Annotated in this window: 15 protein-coding genes; 5 read left to right on the top strand and 10 right to left on the bottom strand. The window is 45.6% G+C overall.

Features of this window, described 5'->3' with window-relative positions; all coding sequences use genetic code 11:
• Positions 1 to 311: 311 nt before the first annotated feature.
• The 6 genes from RM811_RS18690 to glnA all read right to left on the bottom strand — a co-directional run bounded on the left by RM811_RS18690 (position 312) and on the right by glnA (position 6,799).
• On the bottom strand, positions 312 to 551 hold the full coding sequence (locus tag RM811_RS18690; protein WP_402527301.1) for a hypothetical protein: 240 nt from the start codon (positions 549 to 551) through the stop codon (positions 312 to 314).
• 183 nt (positions 552 to 734) lie between these two features.
• Positions 735 to 1,226 (bottom strand): hypothetical protein, encoded by a 492-nt coding sequence (locus RM811_RS18685; RefSeq protein ID WP_402527299.1) that lies wholly within the window; start codon positions 1,224 to 1,226, stop codon positions 735 to 737.
• A gap of 112 nt (positions 1,227 to 1,338) precedes the next feature.
• Positions 1,339 to 2,787, bottom strand: a complete 1,449-nt coding sequence (gene glnG, locus RM811_RS18680) for a nitrogen regulation protein NR(I) (protein ID WP_402527298.1) — start codon at positions 2,785 to 2,787, stop codon at positions 1,339 to 1,341.
• Between the two features lie 3 nt (positions 2,788 to 2,790).
• Positions 2,791 to 3,894, bottom strand: a complete 1,104-nt coding sequence (gene glnL, locus RM811_RS18675; RefSeq protein WP_402527303.1) for a nitrogen regulation protein NR(II) — start codon at positions 3,892 to 3,894, stop codon at positions 2,791 to 2,793.
• Positions 3,895 to 4,470: 576 nt separating this feature from the next.
• On the bottom strand, positions 4,471 to 5,037 hold the full coding sequence (locus tag RM811_RS18670; protein WP_402527297.1) for a DUF4124 domain-containing protein: 567 nt from the start codon (positions 5,035 to 5,037) through the stop codon (positions 4,471 to 4,473).
• Positions 5,038 to 5,395: 358 nt separating this feature from the next.
• Positions 5,396 to 6,799, bottom strand: a complete 1,404-nt coding sequence (glnA, locus tag RM811_RS18665) for a glutamate--ammonia ligase (RefSeq protein WP_402527296.1) — start codon at positions 6,797 to 6,799, stop codon at positions 5,396 to 5,398.
• Between the two features lie 710 nt (positions 6,800 to 7,509).
• On the opposite strand from glnA, the gene thiI reads away from it, so the two are divergent.
• The 5 genes from thiI (at position 7,510) to RM811_RS18640 (ending at position 16,381) form a co-directional block, all read left to right on the top strand.
• Positions 7,510 to 8,973, top strand: coding sequence for a tRNA uracil 4-sulfurtransferase ThiI (gene thiI, locus RM811_RS18660; RefSeq protein ID WP_402527295.1), 1,464 nt, complete (start codon positions 7,510 to 7,512; stop codon positions 8,971 to 8,973).
• A 207-nt stretch (positions 8,974 to 9,180) separates the two neighbouring features.
• Entirely contained in the window at positions 9,181 to 9,738 is a 558-nt protein-coding gene (locus RM811_RS18655) for a dihydrofolate reductase (RefSeq protein WP_402527294.1), read from the top strand.
• 262 nt (positions 9,739 to 10,000) lie between these two features.
• Entirely contained in the window at positions 10,001 to 12,703 is a 2,703-nt protein-coding gene (locus RM811_RS18650; protein ID WP_402527292.1) for a hypothetical protein, read from the top strand.
• A gap of 44 nt (positions 12,704 to 12,747) precedes the next feature.
• On the top strand, positions 12,748 to 15,483 hold the full coding sequence (locus RM811_RS18645; protein WP_402527291.1) for a hypothetical protein: 2,736 nt from the start codon (positions 12,748 to 12,750) through the stop codon (positions 15,481 to 15,483).
• Between the two features lie 160 nt (positions 15,484 to 15,643).
• On the top strand, positions 15,644 to 16,381 hold the full coding sequence (locus RM811_RS18640) for a DUF2057 family protein (RefSeq protein WP_402527290.1): 738 nt from the start codon (positions 15,644 to 15,646) through the stop codon (positions 16,379 to 16,381).
• A gap of 17 nt (positions 16,382 to 16,398) precedes the next feature.
• On the opposite strand, the gene argA is transcribed toward RM811_RS18640, so the two are convergent.
• From argA to RM811_RS18620, 4 genes are all read right to left on the bottom strand, one after another.
• Positions 16,399 to 17,727, bottom strand: coding sequence for an amino-acid N-acetyltransferase (argA, locus tag RM811_RS18635; protein WP_402527288.1), 1,329 nt, complete (start codon positions 17,725 to 17,727; stop codon positions 16,399 to 16,401).
• 22 nt (positions 17,728 to 17,749) lie between these two features.
• Complete coding sequence (argE, locus tag RM811_RS18630) at positions 17,750 to 18,895, bottom strand: acetylornithine deacetylase (protein WP_402527286.1); 1,146 nt, start codon at positions 18,893 to 18,895, stop codon at positions 17,750 to 17,752.
• Positions 18,896 to 19,255: 360 nt separating this feature from the next.
• Positions 19,256 to 19,525: a hypothetical protein gene (locus RM811_RS18625; RefSeq protein ID WP_402527284.1), complete on the bottom strand. Its 270-nt coding sequence runs from the start codon at positions 19,523 to 19,525 to the stop codon at positions 19,256 to 19,258.
• Positions 19,526 to 19,537: 12 nt separating this feature from the next.
• A complete protein-coding gene (locus tag RM811_RS18620) occupies positions 19,538 to 19,921 on the bottom strand; it encodes a hypothetical protein (protein WP_402527283.1) in 384 nt (127 codons plus the stop codon).
• Positions 19,922 to 20,065 lie beyond the last annotated feature (144 nt).

Raw genomic sequence — 20,065 nt, 5'->3', positions numbered from 1 at the left:
CACGGTTACCGTGAAAAGAATCCGGCAAATAATCGGGTCGGCGATGGACTGCCTTGTCTGTCTGGCTGGTTATCGGGTTGATATTATTTGCCAACGCCGGATCAGATGTGGCATGAGGCGATTCTGACATCATAACAATATGTCCCTGTAAAAAAACTGTGGGTTCTTGTCTGATCTGTTTTAGCAAAAGCCTGTTTTAGCAAAAGCACTTGTTCTTGTCTGACTTTGTATTTCTGTTTTAGTTCCATTCAGACTTGTCAATAGCCGTGCAGAGTATGCGATGATGCAGATTTTATCAGTCACTGCTGCCCTTAAATCCACATCCGCAAATCTGGAAAGAGCCAATGCTGAATATCCCTGGGATCCGTTACCCGAATACGCTCTTCTTTTTCCGTGCCGGGGTTGACCACTTTGTAGACTTCAGTCTGCAGGTAGAGGGTTTCTTTATCCGGGTTGGTCACCACAACATCCTGCCGTGGTAGCTGGTCTGGCTTGAAATAGACGATCATACGATCAAGAGACATGGTTGCCAGCGCTTGGGAGCTGGCCATAAGAGTCGCCAGCAGGCAGGCTCCACTGACAATACGTTTCATGAACGTATAAAAATAATTCCCGGTTTGCCCTGACTACAACCTCTCTGTCGTTGCTTATAAGAGTCTGATAAACAGGTAATGGACAATGTTCCCCTATTCTATTGTCCGTAGAAATAATCTCAAATGAGTTTTATCGGTTTCTTATTCTGCCTGGATCAAAAGAACCGCAGGTTGCTTTGATCCCTGAAAGCCATCCTCAGGTTGAGCAATCAGTTTTCGGGTACTGTTCCGGCAGTCTTTTTCAATACCAAAAGCTTCTGATGGACTCCCGGTGATCCGGGTTTCACGTCCAGGCTCAGCCACTCTCAGATCAACCCCCCCGACACCATCGGAGGCAAGACTGAACTGGGAGAACCCTCGCCCTGACACACAGAGAGAGACCGGACGATCAAAGCTGAGCGTATCCGTTGGAATGATGACCGGGTTGCCCTCTTCATCGGTTATACTTTCATCCACAATGGCCACCAGCGACCGGGCAGAGGGGGGTATCACCAACCTGATGGTAAATGAACCGGAAGAGGTGTTGCCCAGAGTTCCCTGTTCGGCGGCCTGATCCTGAGCCAATGAGGTGACGGCGAAGATACCGGAAAGAAGCGCGCTAATTCCCTGGCGAAGTAATGAAGTCCGTTCCATGTTTTTGCTGCCTTCCTGCAACAGGATATGTTCAGTATAGGCAGCGACCGATGGGCCTTTATCTTAAGCTCTGGCAGATATTCTTATATCGGGTTCGGCTTTTGAAACACTCTTAAACAATCAGCTCTTTTTCTTCCGACGACTCTGAGGGCTCAAGGTTCAGTTCCTTGATCTTACGAGTCAGCGTGTTTCGCCCCCAGCCCAACAGCTCTGCAGCATCTTTCTTGCGACCACCGGTATAGGCCAGTGCTGATTCAATCACAATGGTTTCAAAGGCCGGTACCGCCTGATCAAGAATACCCACATGCCCTGCTGCCAGTTCACGGTCACACCATTGGCGGAACAGCTGTTCCCAACTGCCATAGCCGGTGACTTCAGCCCCTTCATTCTCTCCCTTTGCCATCAGTTCCGGTGGAAGATCAGAAACCAGAACTTCCCGACCAGACGCCATAACCGTTAGCCAGCGGCAGGTATTTTCCAATTGTCGAACATTTCCTGGCCAGTCCAGAGAGCAAATATAACGGGCTGTCTCCGGATGAAGGATTTTTGGCTCCACTTCCAGCTCTTTACCGGCCTTATCCAGAAAAAAACGCGCAAGCCTTGGAATATCTTCCTGCCGGTCACTCAGTCGTGGCAAATGTACCCGAATAACATTGAGACGATGAAAAAGGTCTTCACGAAACGTGCCTTCTTCCACCAGCTTTTCCAGATTCTGGTGCGTCGCAGCAATGATTCGAACATCCGCTTTTACCGGTGTGTGTCCACCTACACGATAAAATTCACCTTCGGCAAGCACACGAAGCAAGCGGGTTTGGGTATCTGCAGGCATATCACCAATTTCATCCAGAAACAGAGTACCGCCACCGGCCTGCTCAAAACGTCCACGACGCATGCCGCCTGCTCCGGTAAATGCCCCTTTTTCATGACCGAACAGTTCTGACTCAATCAGATCACGGGGAATAGCGGCCATATTCAACGCAATAAACGATCGCCCAGCCCGTGGACTATGACGATGCAACGCTCTGGCCACCAACTCCTTACCCGTTCCCGATTGACCATTAATCAGCACGGTAATATTGGAGTGGGAGAGCCGACCAATGGCACGAAATACCTCCTGCATGGCGGGTGCTTCACCAATAATTTCTGTGGCCTGAATCTCCTCGACAACCGGAGCCTCAGTTTGTTGCTGCTGACGATGCTCCTGACCACGCTTTACCAGGGCGACGGCTTCATCAATGTCAAATGGCTTCGGCAGGTATTCAAAGGCGCCGCTCTGGTAAGAAGAGACGGCACTGTCCAGATCGGAATGAGCAGTCATAATAATGACCGGCACATCCGGCTTCAACTCATGAACAGCTTTCAACAACTCAAGACCATTCATTCCCGGCATCCGGACATCGCTGACCAAAACCTCTGGTTCACTGCTCTCCAGTGCCGCCAGTACTTTGGCTGGCGCATCAAAGGATTGAGTTTCGATGCCCGCTGAATTCAGGGCACGTTCCAGCACCCAGCGTATTGCCTGATCATCATCCACGATCCAGACTTTGGAATTCAAACTCATACCTCACTCCTGTGATGTTGCCATCGAAAACGGTTGCAGGGGTTCTTGAGAAAGCGGTAAGTAGACATGAAATGTCGTCGTACCCGGCTTGCTGTCACACTCAATCAATCCCTGATGCAAACTGATGATCGATTGCGCCATAGGCAAGCCAATACCGGTACCTTCGGCGCGTCCGCTGATCATTGGATAGAAAATATTCTCGATCAGATCAGCGGGAATACCGGAGCCGTTATCAATAATGGAAAGGTGACACACCAGTCGCCGTTTCTGAGCCCCCTTCTTTGATAACTTTGATAAAGGGCTAAACTGTCGTGCAATTCGGGTACGCAGGGTAATCACCCCTTCAGAACGGGTCATAACCTGGTCAATAGCCTGCATGGCATTACGCACCAGATTCAAAATAGCCTGTATCAGTCGTTCAAAATCGCCGGGGATATCCGGAATACTGGGGTCATAATCTCGCAGCAACCTGAGTTCACCACCGGTTTCCGCATTGATAAGCTGCACTACCCTTTCAAGCACTTCATGGAGGCTCAGGGCCTGCATTTTTGGTGGTTGCAGGGGACCTAACATTTGATCCACCAAGTCCCTCAGCCGATCAACCTCCTGAATAATAATGTCCGTAAATTCTTTTAACCCGGGCTCATCCAGCTCTCTTGCTAATAACTGGGCAGCACCTCGAATGCCTCCCAGTGGGTTTTTAACCTCATGGGCCAGGCCACGCACCAGAATTTTCGACGTTTCCTGTTTGGCTATTAGCGACTCTTCCCGTGTAATTCTCTGCAGCCGGTCACGAGGGTTAATTTCCAGAAGCAGCTTCGCCTCACCACAGGTTATGGGGGAAATACTGTAATCCACATTAATCATCTCCCCATTAATTGGGAAATCCGTTTCACGCCGGGTAAACTGCTGGTGCTGACTCAGGCTTCTATCAAGGTCTTCCCTGAAACTCTCTTCAGGAATCAAAATAATAATTGACTGATTCAGAACCCTTTTCAAACTGGTATCCAGCAATGTTTCTGCTGCCGGGTTCAGGGTAAGCACCCTGAACCCCTGATCGAGCACCACAACGGCTGTATTGAGGTTATCCAGTATTATGTTTTGCATTGCGCCTGTTTCAGCGGCTGTCTCTACTAAAGAGTCTGGTAAACGCTGCTTCATGGTTGCATGCCTTACTCTTGTTATTGCTTTTGCAGTGCTTTTTGAATGAGATATGGCATTGATATCGTCAATGCAAAAAACAAACCATACTCATTGAGTATTCAGATTCAATCGCCGTATCGCCTCACACTCCCCACCCACTCTTCCTCAAAGAGACGAATAACAGCACTAACCAATCTCAATGCACCATAATAGTGCATATAAAAAATCAGAGCATCAACTTTTTGGTTCAACCTGAACACTCGTGAGACCAGATATTGCAAAGCCAATGATCAAAAAATAGAAATGCGCAGGAAGCATCTGGCTGGCACCCTTTTTCGTTGGATCCCCGCCTGCCGGGGGCGGGGATGACGGTGATCCGCGATTTTCACCCACTCCGTCTTTCGCGCGAAGGAGGTTGTCGCAAAAGGTAGATTAAACCTTTGTGGTTCCTTCTTTTAAGGCCTTTTTCGACACCCTCCTGCACGGGGATGACGGTGCGTAGCGGGAATGACGATGATATATTCTTAATTTCAGCTTCTCTTACTGTGATGGCGGGTTTATTGAAACATCAGGCCGGTAAATATTGCGCTGTACGTGGATCGTACTGCTCGATGACCGAATGACTTTTTTCCGGTTATCGACAATTTCCACTGTCAGGGTATGGCTTCCACGATCCACGTTGCTCAGGTCAAAACTCAGCTTTCTTTTTGACTCACCGACCACATTACCATTCAGTAAAAGGCGAATTCTGTGGCCTGAAAAAATTCGTGGCTCGGTAGCAATTTTTACGGTGAGATTACCCTGATCGCGTACGGTGGCGTCATTTGCAGGCTCTACAATTTCAAGGCGGGTATAAACATCAGCAGATTTTTCTGGTTGATCTGTTGTTGTCGATGTTGAATACCTGTCGGTTGGAACAGGAGACATCGGAGTAATCGGGCGGAGCTTAACTTTTTCACTGGGTTGATCAACAGGACGGGAATCCGTGAAGGTAATATTCCCATCTTTATCTATTGCTTTGTAGATTGCTGCCACGGTCATGTCTGCAAAAACAAAAGGCAGAACAACCACCAGGAAAAACTGAACCATTGCCTTTTTTATAGTCATGAGCCTCTTGCCCTGAAGATTTCTTATTTAAGTCTATATCGTTTTAGCTTTTCCCAATACATGGTTTCATTGAAATTGACAGGTGGCGCAGGTTGGATCGAGCGAATGCGAACCCAACAAACTATCTGCAATCATCGGTACAATTATTGGGGCTCACTCCGTTCGACCCAACCTATGTATCATACGCATTGAAACCATGTGCCAGCTTAATGGCAGTCAACTCTATTTAACAGGGAAACCTATGCTGGCAATTGCTCCCGGCATTGCCAGCATACCGTCCAATCCCTGGACATAAAAAAGCCAGAGTAAAAACTCTGGCTCAGGGGCTGAAAGCGACTATTTGTTTTTCAGACAGATCTTATACCGAGTAGTACAGATCAAACTCAACAGGGTGAGTGGTCTGGCTGACAGCAATACACTCTTCCTTCTTAATCTCGATGTAGGCATCAATCATATCGTCAGTGAATACACCACCAGCGGTCAGGAACTCACGATCAGTATCCAGAGCAGTCAGCGCTTCTTCAAAGCTCTCGGAAACGGTTGGAATTTCAGCCGCTTCTTCCGGAGGCAGATCGTACAGATCCTTATCAGCAGCATCGCCAGGATGGAGCTTGTTCTTGATACCGTCCAGCCCCGCCATCAGCAGCGCAGCAAACGCCAGGTATGGATTAGCTGTCGGGTCAGGGAAGCGTACTTCAACACGACGGGCTTTAGGGCTGTTCACGTAAGGAATACGGATGGAAGCGGAACGGTTACGGGCAGAGTAGGCCAGCATAACGGGTGCTTCAAAGCCTGGAACCAGACGCTTGTAAGAGTTGGTTGATGCATTGGCAAAAGCGTTGATGGCTTTAGCATGCTTGATCACACCACCAATGTAGTACAGGGCTTCTTCAGACAGACCCGCATAGCCGTCACCAGCAAACAGGTTCTCGCCATTCTTGGACAGAGACATGTGAACATGCATGCCAGAACCATTGTCGCCTACCAGCGGCTTCGGCATGAAGGTTGCCGTCTTGCCATAAGCGTGAGCAACGTTGTGAACCGCGTATTTCAGAATCTGAACTTCGTCGGCTTTTTTCACCAGCGTGTTGAATTTAACACCGATTTCACACTGACCAGCCGTGCCTACTTCATGGTGATGTACTTCAACTTCCAGACCCTGAGCTTCCATGGCATCGCACATGGCGGCACGCAGATCGTGCAGGGAGTCTACCGGAGGAACCGGGAAGTAACCGCCTTTAATTCTTGGACGGTGGCCCGTGTTGCCACCTTCAAACTTGGCATTGGAAGACCAGGCCGCTTCTTCAGAGTTGATTTCGTAAGAAGCACCGGAAATACCAACATTCCACTTAACATCATCAAAGACAAAGAACTCAGGCTCAGGACCAAAGAAAGCAGTATCTGCGATACCGGTAGACTTCAGGTACTCTTCAGCACGTCGGGCAACAGAACGTGGGTCACGCTCGTAGCCCTGCATGGTAGAAGGCTCTACGATGTCACAGCGCAGGTTAAGCGTAGAGGCTTCGGTAAACGGGTCGATAGTAGCGGTGCTATCATCGGGCATCAGAATCATGTCGGATTCGTTGATGCCCTTCCAACCAGCGATGGAGGAGCCGTCAAACATTTTGCCAACTTCGAAGAATTCTTCATCCAGTTCACTGACAGGAATCGATACATGCTGTTCTTTACCTTTAGTATCGGTAAAACGCATATCAACCCACTTAACATCATGTTCCTTAATCAGGCTAAGGGTCTTCGACATTTATTATTTCCTCCAGAGGACAAACACCGCACTGGCAACGATGGCTTCGGATCAGGCGGTCTACTGATCAATCCCTTTACTCCTGACTCTCTACTAAACGGAGAAGAGAGCGAGTAGGGAGCAAAAGAAATTTACTTGCTGTTAGCGATAGCAATAGCTATGCCACATTCTGTATGTTTTATCAGGGGAAAGCGGTCAAACGCGGTGCTTTTAATATAAAAATCTGGACATAAGAACATTAAGCAGTGACTAACACTAGAAAGGGTTAATTTTCAGCAAGATCAACCGCATATATTTTAGCCAGATCCTCATTTCAACACAGACGCTAAGGTTAATCGGGTTCCATGTACTCCAATAAGGTGGTGCACAAGCCAACATCAAACCAGTCGGCACCATGCCGGTGCAGACAATAATCATTAAGCACCAATATCATGCAGTCCGCTCATTATTCCCTGACAAACTCGCCGTGCAGTGTACTCTCTTTGATAATCGATTGCAGTTGTACTTACACGATTAAGTGATAACACAGAGACAAACAGGGTAATCCAGAACAAACAGGCTACGGCAAACGGCTAAACCAGAAAGTGTGTTGAAACCACGGATATTCGGTATAATGCCCGATCAAATCATTTATTGTGACATCCATATCACCCGCCCGTACTGTCCACCACTTTCTATCCCTCAAGCTACCCCCCAAGGTCCTCTGACACATGAAGTTCATCATTAAACTGTTCCCGGAAATCACCATCAAAAGTGCACCGGTGCGCAAACGCTTTATCAAGATGCTGCGACGGAATATTCGTGCCATTCTCAAACGCGTCGATGAAAATATTGAGGTCTCGGGTGTATGGGATTATATCGAAGTGACCACCAGCAGTAATGAGGATGTTCTGGTTGCGGAAGTCGGTAATCTGTTGAGTCATATTCCGGGGATTGCCTACTGGCTACAGGTGGCCGATCACAAACTGGTCAGCCTGGATGAGATTCTGGAAACAGCCCTGGAAGCCTACACAGAAGCGCTTGCCGGTAAAACATTCTGTGTTCGTTGTAATCGAGCCGGTCAGCACGACTTTCAGTCAATTGACGTTGAACGTTTTGTCGGTGGTGGCCTTCACCAGCAGACCGAAGCCAGGGGGGTTAGCCTGAAGAACCCTGAGATCACCGTTCGCATCGATATCAAAAATAACCGCTATTTCATGACTCAGAAACGGGGAGAAGGTCTGGGTGGTTATCCACTGGGCTCTCAGGATCCGGTTCTCTCGCTGATTTCCGGTGGTTTTGATTCCAGTGTCTCCAGCTTCCTCACCATGAAACGGGGTATTCGCACCCATTTCTGTTTTTTCAATCTGGGTGGACATGCCCATGAGCTGGCCGTGAAAGAGGTCGCTTTCTACCTGTGGAACCGGTTTGGTTCTTCTCATCGGGTTAAATTCGTCACCGTCCCCTTTGAAGGTGTTGTGGAGGAAATCCTGACCAGCGTGGATAACTCTCAGATGGGCGTTATTCTGAAGCGGATGATGCTCAGGGCCGCCACAAAAGTGGCAGAAGAGATGAAAATGGCAGCACTGGTCACCGGTGAAGCCATCGGACAGGTTTCCAGCCAGACGCTGCCTAATCTGGCGGTCATTGATTCGGTTACTGATGCCCTGGTGCTCAGACCCCTGATTACCATGGATAAACAGGCAATTATTGATCTCTCCATAAAAATCGGCACAGAAGAGTTTGTCCGTAACATTCCGGAATACTGCGCGGTCATCTCTAAAAATCCCACCACCCGGGCCAAAGAAGAGAAAGTTGCCGCAGAAGAGGCGAGATTTAACTTTGAGGTACTGGAGGACGCCATTAACAACCGGAGAATGGTCTCTATCCACGATATCGTTGCCGATGACCTGACCCGCGAAGAAATTGAAGTTGTTAATGAGGTTCATCAGGGTGAGATGATTATCGATATTCGTCACCCTACCGAGGAAGAGATCAAGCCATTCACCATGCCAGAGCAAGAGGTGATGACGATTCCATTCTATCAGTTGCGAACCCGTTTCCCTGAGCTGGACAAGAGTCACCATTACCTGCTCTACTGCGAAAAGGGCGTTATGAGCCAGCTTCACGCCATGCATCTGCGGGACGAGGGGCATGAGAATGTTGGGGTATTCAACCCAAAGCCCGGGCAATAATTTTTCACCACAAATGCTCATGACGATTGGTCGTCACCCTCGGGGATGAAAGGTTTAGGCACGGAGGGTCGGTGAATGTTCCGGACAACACCGACACTTCCGCCCTCCATTACGGTCACACAGAGAAAAAGTTTTTTTCTTTTCTTCGTGCCTTTGTGTCTCTTGTGCCCCGCGAGTATTGTTGTTCCAAAAAAGGAGTAAACACGGATGAAACTGGCCCTGATAGCCGCCGTGGCAGATAACAACGCCATTGGCATCAACAATAAAATGCCCTGGCACCTGCCCGGAGACCTTCGTTACTTCAAAGCGGTTACCATGGGTAAGCCCATTATCATGGGTCGCAAAACCTTTGATTCCCTGAGAAAACCACTACCGGGCAGAACCAATATTGTGATAACCCGGAATAACAGCTGGCATCATGAGGGTGTAAAAGTTGTCAACAGCCTGGATGAAGCCATAGCCCTTGCCGGAGCTCTTGTCCTGGCTGAAGCTCTTGTCCTGGCTGAAGCTCCTGCCCTGGCTGAAGCTCCTGCCCTGATTAACGATAACGAAGAGGTCATGGTGATCGGTGGCGAACAGATCTACCGTCAGGCCATTGAGCACGCCGACCGGCTCTACCTGACCAGGATTTACCAAAACTTTGACGGTGATGCCTTTTTTCCGGAAGTTGACCTTCAGCAGTGGCGTGAAACCTCCCGGGAAGACATTCAATCTGAAGATGACCAGCCTCTTACCTACAGCTATCTGGTGCTCGATAGAATCTGATGGCCGGTGATCACCGGCCTCACTGATTTCAACCCAAACTAAAAGACATTTCCTGACCGTGCGGCAGCGGGAAAAATCGTCCTTCCGTATTTAAAATCAAAAACCTGATCGTCTATAGTTAACTGAGTAATTATTAGTAACTCTTGGAAATATCACCCTCTGACCATCAGGATCCCTGACAAGCTATATAAGGTGTTATTTTCATTAATAATCATTAAGCCAATACAAGTATTTGTATAAGGGTCACCTTAGGGAATGAGGAATGCCCCGTTTACCACCTGTAAATCCGGTCTCCGGACACTATTCAAACAACCTGCCGGGAACAAGTTCTCCTTTATCCCGGCATGAAGCGGATAAACACGCCACCGACATTCTGAAGAAGAAATCTACAACGTCTACCTCTCAAGAAGTCGATCGCATTGAGGAAAAATACTGGCACCATAGATTAATCTCTTTCTGTAAAAATAAAATAAATCGACTCATTCACCCACCACCATCCATTAAAATTCGGGATCTGGTTGACGATCTCACTGAAAACAGTCCAAAAAAAGATGTGCAAAAAGTGCTTTCGGCGTTAAAGCTTCATACGGGCCGGGCAATAAAGTTGCACCAGTCGGCCGATGGCAAGCTGGGCTTCACCGATGGAAAAGTTCCTGTCAGTACAAAAACAATGGAAGCAGTTGCTAACTCCATAAAGCGAAATGGTGTGGAGATGGCTTATGAATATCTTCGTAAAGGAGAAAACCTGCCTGCGGGCTATTTACAACAAATATTGATACCGCATATCCATAAGGCAATACTTCAGGCAATAAGGTATGAAAATAATTCAAAAACAACATTGAGTCATGAGCAAATTGAGGGACGAAAAGAATACCGGGTAAATCCTGAAAAATATATTAATGACCTGCTGGAAAAGGCTGACATCAAAGATGAAAAACACTTCACCTTTGAGCGAATACTTGAGTTTAAAAAATCAATAAGAAACAGCATCGTAAAATCTGTCGACGAACAGAAATTTTCAACACATCTAAAAACACCTTCCCATGACAAAACAATAAAACAAAATCAGGATTTAATCGACAGCCCAAAGCTTGCCATACCGGAACAAACAGAACACTTCATTGAAAAAGAAGACACAAGGCATATTCAAAAACTTTCTTCAGGAACGAGTTTTTTCACGAAAATACATATTAATGATATAGGCAACAGAGTTAAGCGAACCTTCCTTCGCAATAAACGCACTCATTTATTCTTTATGGGAGGCATTATTGCCAGCATTGTAATTACTGCTATCTTTCCACCAGCTGGCATATCGATGGGCATTGCTCTCGCGCTCAGTGTAATTCTTGAAGCCGGATATGAATTATTCTGGGCTTCCGGTTCTAATCTATGGCGTAGAGTCAGGCTGATAAAAGGCCTTCGACAAATAAAAAAATACGATGATTTTGATTACACTAATCTTGGACCGGAAACGGACCATAAAAGGAAAAAGCTGATTCAGAATTTACTTTACCGATGCAAGCACAAAACTTTCAGCCAGATATACAATGCCTACGCTGAACTTGAAAAACAGGCGGATAAACTAAAAAACCTGGCAGAAAAAAACCAAAAAACACTCTCTGCATCAATAGCCTTTCAAAAAGAGAAAGCACTTTATCATGAACGAAGAAAAAAATTGAAATCAAATTTATATTTCTTTGATAAGCTTATTGAGCAAATAACCATTAATCGCATTGTTATTGAACAGAGAAACCAAAAGGATCTTGAGTTATTGTGGAACGAAAGATTTACAGAAATGAATCCAATAACAAGAGATGTTCTATTTAAAAAGGCATCTAAAAATCTGATTGTACAAGGGCATCAAGTGAGAACAAGTGGCAAGAACTGGCTAAGCAACATCCTCCAGCACTCGCCCATTAGGAAATTTAATACGACTGAAGACGATTCACAAAATCCTGCTCTGGAAAAAGCTAAAACGTCAAAATTATTCACTTCATCGGGAACATTAAAAACACTAATCCAAGCCACCTTTTTAAGATCAACAAAGAAAACCATATTTAATAATTTTATCTCTATAGGTAAAGTACTAAGAAGAAATCCGATCATTATGATTCACAATCCAATTGCTCCAAAACCAGATTTAACGGGAACTCTGGTATTTTTCTCATTTTTTTTCCTGGAAATGGCAACAGGAAATTCAAATACCAAGATAAACCAGGCAAGAGTTAACGAAATAAAAAACAAGAAAAAAGGCCACACCTGGCAGCTAACCGGTAACAGAAAAAGAACAGGCCGGGAAGAAGTTGCCACGTTGCGATCTCAGACAAAACAAGAAATAGAACCAATGATCAATCATTTACTGGAGTCGGCTAAGTCAATGGAGGAAACAGGCAGAATTCTTGACGATGCTAAAAAAAGAAGTAAGATGCTGGGAAAAGGACTATTTGGTGCAATGAGCGATAAAAATGCAGCAATTACTCTTCTTAAACATGCGGCCTGGAAAAATCTGCTTGATAAAGAAATCAACGGCACCTTCAGTCTATTTCACAACCATATTCAGGAAAAAGCATCCGCCTGGAATAACCAAATAGCCAGAACCTTGATCGCCAATAGCAAACAAGCCACAACTGTTTCATCAGTATCTGATGACCAAATATATAACCGTCTTGCACATTCTGGACAAAAGGGAGAAATAAATGAGGCTACTCAGCAGATTCCGTCAGAGGTTTTTTTAGTCAGTATACGAAACAGAGTCTCCGGAGAGTTGATTCAAAGATTTCGCAGAGGAGAAATATCTGAAAATAAAGCAATTCAGGAGATCGGCTCACTCAAAAACTTAGATGAATTGCTTGCTTTACAATACTGGGTCGATACTGCTCTTAGAGAGGAAAATTATCAACAGCATAAGGATGCTCTCAAAAAATTTCAGAAAACCATCAATTCTATTATTATTAATAATCATTGAGCCAATAGAGGGATTTTTATTGGGGTTACCTTAAGGAATGAAGAATGCCCCATTTACCACCTCTAGGCCAAGTCTCCGGACACCATTCAAACAACCTGCCGGGGACAAGTTCGCCTTTATCCCGGTATGAAGCGGATAAACACACCACTGGCATTCTGAAGAAGAAGTCTACAGCTCCTACCTTTCAAGAAGTCGATCGCATTGAGGCCAAACTCTGGCACAATAGATTAATCCGTTTCTGTAAAAAAAGAATAAAGCGAATCGTTCACCCTCCACCATTCATTAAAATCCGGGATCTGGTTGACGATCTCACTGAAAACAGTCCAGACAAAGATGTGCAAAAAGTGCTCGCTGCGCTAAAGCTTCATACGGGCCAGGCTATAAAGTTGCACCAGTCGGTCGATGGCAAGCTGGGCTTCACCGATGGAAAAATTCCTGTCAGCACAAAAACCATGGAGGCAGTTTCTAACTCCATAAAGCGAAATGGTATGGAGATGGCTTATGAATATCGGCGTAAAGGAGAAAAACTGCCTGCGGGCTACTTACAACAAATATTGATACCGCATATCCATCAGGAAATACTTCAGGCAATAAGGTATGAAGAGAGTTCCCAACTCTCATCAATTCAGAAACAGATTCATGGGCGACAACAATATTATGAAAACCCTGAGAAATGCATTAAAGATTTTCTGGAAAAGTCGGGTATCAATAATGAAAAATCATTCACCTTTGAAAGAATGATTGAGATAAAAAAAGAAATCAGGAACAATATTGTAAAATCTATTGATGAACAAGCGTTACTAACGCATTCAAAAACACTTATCGATAATAAAGCGACCAATGAAAACCAGCCATTAGTCACTATCCCAAAGCTTCCTGAACCAGGAAAAACAGATCACTTCATTGAAAAAGAAGACAGTAGACATATTCGAAAACTCTCTTCAAACAAGCGTTTTTTTGCAAAAACACACATTAAAGATATAGGTAACAGAATTAAGCGAAACGTCCTTCGCAACAAGCGTAATCAGATGATAATTATAGCGGCTCTTACCGCTGGATCCATTATTTCTGCAATTATCCCTCCAGCAGGAATGGCTATCGGTATTGCTGTTACTATTGGGCTGGTAATTGATATTAGCTACATCAGTTTCTGGTCGGGTAGCACTGCCCTCTGGCGGAGAGTCAGGCTTACCAGGGGGCTGAAGAAAATAAAAAAATACGCTAATTTTGATTACACCCGTTTTGACCAAGCCAGCGATAAAGCACGAAAAAAACTCATCCAAAAACTTCAGTACAGATGTAAGCACAAGACCTTCACTCAAATATACAATGCCTATGCCGAGCTTGAAAAACAAGCAATAAGACTAAAAGAAATGGCAGCCAAAGAGATAAAAACACTTCCTGAATCTATAGCCTTTGAAAAAGAAAAAGCATGTTATCGAGAGCGAAGAAAAAAATTAAAATCAAACTTATTCTTTTTTGATAAACTCATAGAAAACCTAATCATCAGCCGAGTAATTCTTGAAAATCGAAATATAAAAGACCTTCAGAAATTATGGACAGAAAAGTTTGAAACGATGAACCCTATCAAAAGACAGGTTTTATTCAAAAGCATTTCCAGAAACAAAAAACTGATTATACATGGTCATAAGATAAAAACAAAAAACTCAAACTGGATGAAACATATCATCCCGAACTGGCTTATCAGGCTTGACAACCCAGTACAAAAAGAGAAGCAGGTTAATTCTGCTTTAGAATCTACAAAGATATCAAAATCATTTCAATCCGCTGGAGTCATGAAAGAATTAGCCCAGAAACTTTTCTATAGACAGATAAAAAAGACAATATATTCAAATCTACTCAGAGTCCTTTACATTGCCGGCAGAGGCTTTCGAAATGTGAATGTAACACCTGTTTTTCCAAAGCTCACAATCGATGGAGGAATTTGCTTCGTTAGTTGTTTTTTTGCCGAAATGGCTGCTGATTATAAGAACACTAAGATCAATGAAAAACGAATGAATAAAATTGGAAAAGGAGAAGAAGACTCTACAAAACAGTTGTTTGGCAAAAGGGTAAGAACGGGACGGGAAGAAATTGCCACATTACGCGCACTGGCCAAAGGACAAGTCGAACCCATGGTTGATCACTTACTGGAATCGATAAAGTCAATGGAAAAAACAGGAGAAATACTTAAAGATTCTAAAAAAAGAAGTAAGGCACTGGGTAAAGGCCAGTTCGGTGCAATGAGCGATGAAGATGCTGCAGTTATTATTCTCGAGCATGCAGCCTGGCAACAGTTACTTGATAAAGAAATTAACAGCACATTCAGTATTTTCCATAACCTGATTCAAGAAAAATCGTCTGATTGGAACCGTGAAATAACCAGAACTCTGATGGCCGGTAGCAAGCAGGCCATACTGGTTTCAACAGTACCTGATGAGCACATACGCAGACATGTACCACAAACACATCAAGGGGCAGGCGCACAGAAGCCACATCAACAAACAGCAGGAATGGTTCAACAGCTTCAATCAGAAAAATTTTTGCAAAGTATCAGAAACAGAATTTCCGGAAAGTTGATTCAGAGACTTCGAAGGGGAGAAATCTCTGAAGCAGAATTAATTCAGGAAATCGCCTCACTCAATAACCGGGATGAATTGATAGCTCTGCAGTACTGGGTCAGCAAGGCTCTTGAAGAAAAAATCTATCAACAGCATGAGGATACTCTCAAAAAATGTCAGAGAATTATCAATTATATTATTAATAACAAATACCACTAAGCCAGACGCCCTCAATACCCCGCAGACAGTCAGAGACCTGACTAAATCCAATCACCCAGCCCTTCGGAAAACAACAATACGAACCGGTAGTTATACCGACGTATAATCACCAGCGCTTTTTATGAAATGCCATGAAAAGATTATAGGAGAACGCAGTCTTATGTTTATACGTCATCTATTGGGTGCACTTCTGGTGTCCTCTCTTGCCATACCTGCCATTGCTGACAATACCCTGGTATTGCCCGGAAAAACAAAGCTGCTGGTTCTTGATGGAAAGAGTGCAGAACCACTCAATAAAAAGAGTAATGTATCTCTCAGCTCTCGCAGCCTCGGCTCTCTCAGCCTCGGCTCTCTCAGCCTCAGCAACGGTCGCCATCAGCTGGTCTTTCAGCTAAAAACACTGGTACGAGAAGGTGGTGACAGTAAAATGTTCACTTCCAGCCCGTATATCATGACCTTTGACCTTACTGGCGACCAGGCTTTCACCATTCATTCTCCGAAGCTGAAAACAGTACGGGATACTGACAAGCTGTCAAGATCACCAGAAACCCAGTTCTCGATTACCGACCAGAAAGGCCAGGCCATTCCCTTTGAGTTCAGTGTTCTCAACAAGTCTGGCCTGTTGATCGGAATAGACACCATTGAGGATATCCAGAAGTTCAATCTGTCTGATAATTCTGCAGCCGTGAGAGAAATGGCAGGGACTGTTTATATCGCAACCCCTCAGGGAATCTCTTATCAGGTTGCTCAACAACCGGTACCCACGGTAATGCCAGCACCGGCAACGGCTCAACCCATGAGTGAAAATATGCTTCAGTACTGGTACAACCAGGCTGATGACGCAACCCGGGAACGCTTCATCAAGTGGACTTCAGAAAGTAACCAGGCAGCAAAATAATGAAAAAAATCCCGCTTTCACGAAAGCGGGATTTTTTTCACAAACGCCTTTGACTGTCTTCTGGCGTTATATTTTGCTTTCAGCTCTTGAGGTAAATCTTCACAAGACACTTCGGTAAACGCACGCTCAATAAACCAGTGCGCAGTCTGTGTTGTCATCACGTAGATCTCATTCATCCCTTTCTTTTTTGCCAGCGCTTCAATATGAGCAAGCAAACGGTCTCCACGCTGTGCCTGACGATATTCAGGATGCACCACTACGCAGGCCAGTTCTGCCCTGCTAACGCCATTTTCACAATAAGGATGAAGTGCTGCACAGCCGATAATCATGCCATCCAGCAAGACGACACTGAACAAACGTATCTCTCTTTCAAGCTCCTTTCTGGAACGGCGACGGAGGATACCTTTTTCCTCAAATGGACGAATCAGCTCAAGAATCCCACCGACATCCTCAATGGTTGCTCCCCGAACCTCTTCGTAATGATCTCTGGAAATCAGCGTCCCGGCACCGTCGCGGGTAAACAGCTCCATCAGCAGTGCACCATCATCCTGATAGCTGATAATCTGTGCACGCTCAACGCCTTCTGAGCAAGCCATAACGGCAGAAGAAAGAAGCCTTTTGGACTCTCCGGACTGTAATACAAGCTCCAGACTTCCGTCATGGGGCGAAATTCGATTAATCAGGTCACCCTGTTGATCAAAAACACCTTGCTGCTCACCGTACAGAATCAGTTTTTCAGCCCCCAGGCTTATCGCCGTTCTGGTGGCCACTTCCTCAGCTTCAATATTGAAAATCCCCCCGGTTGGAGAAAGCCCAAGACAAGACAACAATACTACATAGCCACTGTCCAGAAGATGATCAATGGCCTGGCTATCCACTTTGCGAACTTCGCCGGTATATTGAAAATCAATACCATCAAGAACACCCAGGGGTCTGGCGGTCACAAAATTACCGCTGACTACGCGAATTCTGGCGCCATGCATGGGGGAGTTCACCAGCCCTACCGAAAGCCTCGATTCAATCAGGGTCCGCATGTTGCCTACCGCATCTTTAACACACTCAAGACTTTTCTTATCGGTAATCCGTCGTTCATTGTGCAGCGTGGTTTTAATACCCCGCTCCCGAAGACGTTCATCAATCTGTGGGCGAGCACCATGCACGAGAACCAGTCGAACCCCCAGACTGCTCATTAGCGCAATATCACTGATGATATTGCTCAGATTCGGATGTGCCAGCGTTTCCCCCCCAAGCATGATCACAAAGGTTTTACCCCGGTGAGCATGTATATAGGGTGACGACTGCCGGAAAAATTTTACATAGTCTGCTGAGTTATCATTCTTCTTCACGCAAGCCACACTTGTTAATCAGTTATAAACAATACTGTCTGATCAGAGACTTCAGGATATTAACCATGGGATTAATCCGATCAAGAGACAGGTATTCATCGGGCTGATGAGCCTGATCGATATCCCCCGGACCTAATACTACAGTGTCCATCCCCAGTTGGCTGAAAAATGGTGCCTCTGTAGCAAATGCAACACTTTCTGCCTGATGACCGGTCAGCTTCTCACAGGCAACCACCAGTTCCGAGTTCTCCTTGCTGGAAAAAGCCTCAATGGCCGGCGTTATAGACTCAAGAGTAATCTCAACCTGATCCGCTTCAGCAATGGGTTTCAGCCTCTGTCGAATTTGCTGCCGCAGTTGTTCACTCTCCATACCAGGCAACGTCCGGATATCAAAGTCCAGCTGGCACTGCCCGCATATCCGGTTGGGATTATCACCACCATGAATACAACCAAGGTTCAATGTAGGGACAGGAATGGTAAATCCGGGATTCTGATAACGCTCCGCCATGCCAGCACGGAACTGCATCAAATCGGTGATCACCTTATGGGCTGTTTCCATGGCATTGCGCCCCAGTGACGGGTTACTGGAATGGCCTGACTGCCCCAGAATCCGGATGCGTTCCATCATGATCCCTTTGTGCATATGAATAGGCCGCATTCCAGTTGGCTCGCCGATCACCGCATACCGTGCTTTTGGCCGACCGAGTTCTGCCAGTGCCCGGGCACCATTCATGGACGACTCTTCATCAGCAGTCGCCAGAATGATCAAGGGTGCTTTCAACGGTGTTGGTAAAAATTCCCGAACGGCCTCCATCACCAAAGCAAAGAAGCCTTTCATGTCACAAACCCCAAGACCGTAAAACCGGTTGTTCCGTTCTTCCAGGGCAAAAGGAGAACTTTTCCAGAGGCTTTCATCATAAGGCACCGTATCGGTGTGGCCAGCAAATACCAAACCTCCCGGGCCGCTTCCCAGTGTCGCTATCAAATTGGCTTTATGAGGGGTGTCAGGCAATGGCTGGATCTCACACTGGAACCCCATGGCCTCAAACCAGACCGCCAGCTCATTGATGACCGGCAGGTTGCTCATATCAAGATCAGGAAGAGTTGAGCTGACAGAAGGTATTTCTATCAACCTTGAAAGTGCATGTTGGAATGTTGGCTGACTCATAGCCCTTATTATCACCTTCTGGTAGAGGGAGTGTTCTGGTGATAATAAACAGGGCCAGCCTGAGAAACCAAATCTATTTAAAATCTTCACCCATTAACAATGGCAAGCTGGATCGTAGCAAGGATGTACAGGGTACATATAAAGGTAACTGTTCAGCACCCAGATCTTGTGTTGTCCAAATAGACAAACAACTACATATTGATTAATGGGATTTAAGTGCCTGATTATTTTGGTGCATTTCAGAAAAACAAACGGGAACTAATGTTCGGTTAATCAATATGTAGTGCTTAGACCCTTTGAACAGCACAAGATGTGCTTATGAGGGATGCTGAACAGTTACATATAAAGAAGGTGTTTGGTTCATACCACTCCATTCTCACCCGAACTCACTGAACGCCTCGCTAACTCCCCGAGCAAATGGCTCGCACTATATCCCATCATCACTGGTGATGTTCGCCCCCCTTTCCCTATTCGCTTCTTTGAGCCTGAACAGCTTCCTTTCAGATTGCTAACCGTAGTATTCCGTCCATTAATATGCTCGTCCATAAATTTCTGAGCGTCTTTTTCCATAGCCAACTCGCGCGCATTAGCTTCTTGCTGAAAAGTCTCAATCTGTTTCTGTTTTTCCATCAGCTGCACCTGCTACTCGTTATTCTTATTTTTGAGAAGGGTCTGCTGTTCTTTCAGTTCTCCAGCCTCGATATTCCGTTTATTAATATACTCGCCCATAAATGCTACAGAGCGGTTCAACATAGATTGAGCGCTATCCTTAGCCTCTTGCTGAAAAGCCTCAAACTGCTTCTGTTTTTCCATCAGCTGCACCTGCTGCTCGCTAATCTTATTTTTGAGAAGGGTCTGCTGTTCTTCCAGTTTTCCAATCTGGATATTTTGTTCATTAATATGCTCGCCCATCAGTTTTTTAGCGTCTTTCGCCATAAGGTTAGCGTCTTTCACCATAAGGACAGCAGCCAACTCGCGCGCATTAGCCTCTTGCTGACAAATCTCCAACTGCTTCTGTTTCTCCATCAGCTGCACCTGCTGCTCGTTTTTAAGAAGCGTCAGCTGTTCTTCCAGTTTTCCAGTCCGGATATTTCGTCCATTAATATGCTCGTTCAAAACTTGCGTAGCCTCTATCACCATAAGGCGAGACGCTGTCTCTTATACACATCT

This window comes from Endozoicomonas sp. (assembly GCF_031844845.1).
Lineage (GTDB): Bacteria > Pseudomonadota > Gammaproteobacteria > Pseudomonadales > Endozoicomonadaceae > Endozoicomonas.
Note: the sequence above shows the minus strand (reverse complement) of the source record. Positions and strands in the feature narration are given on the sequence as shown.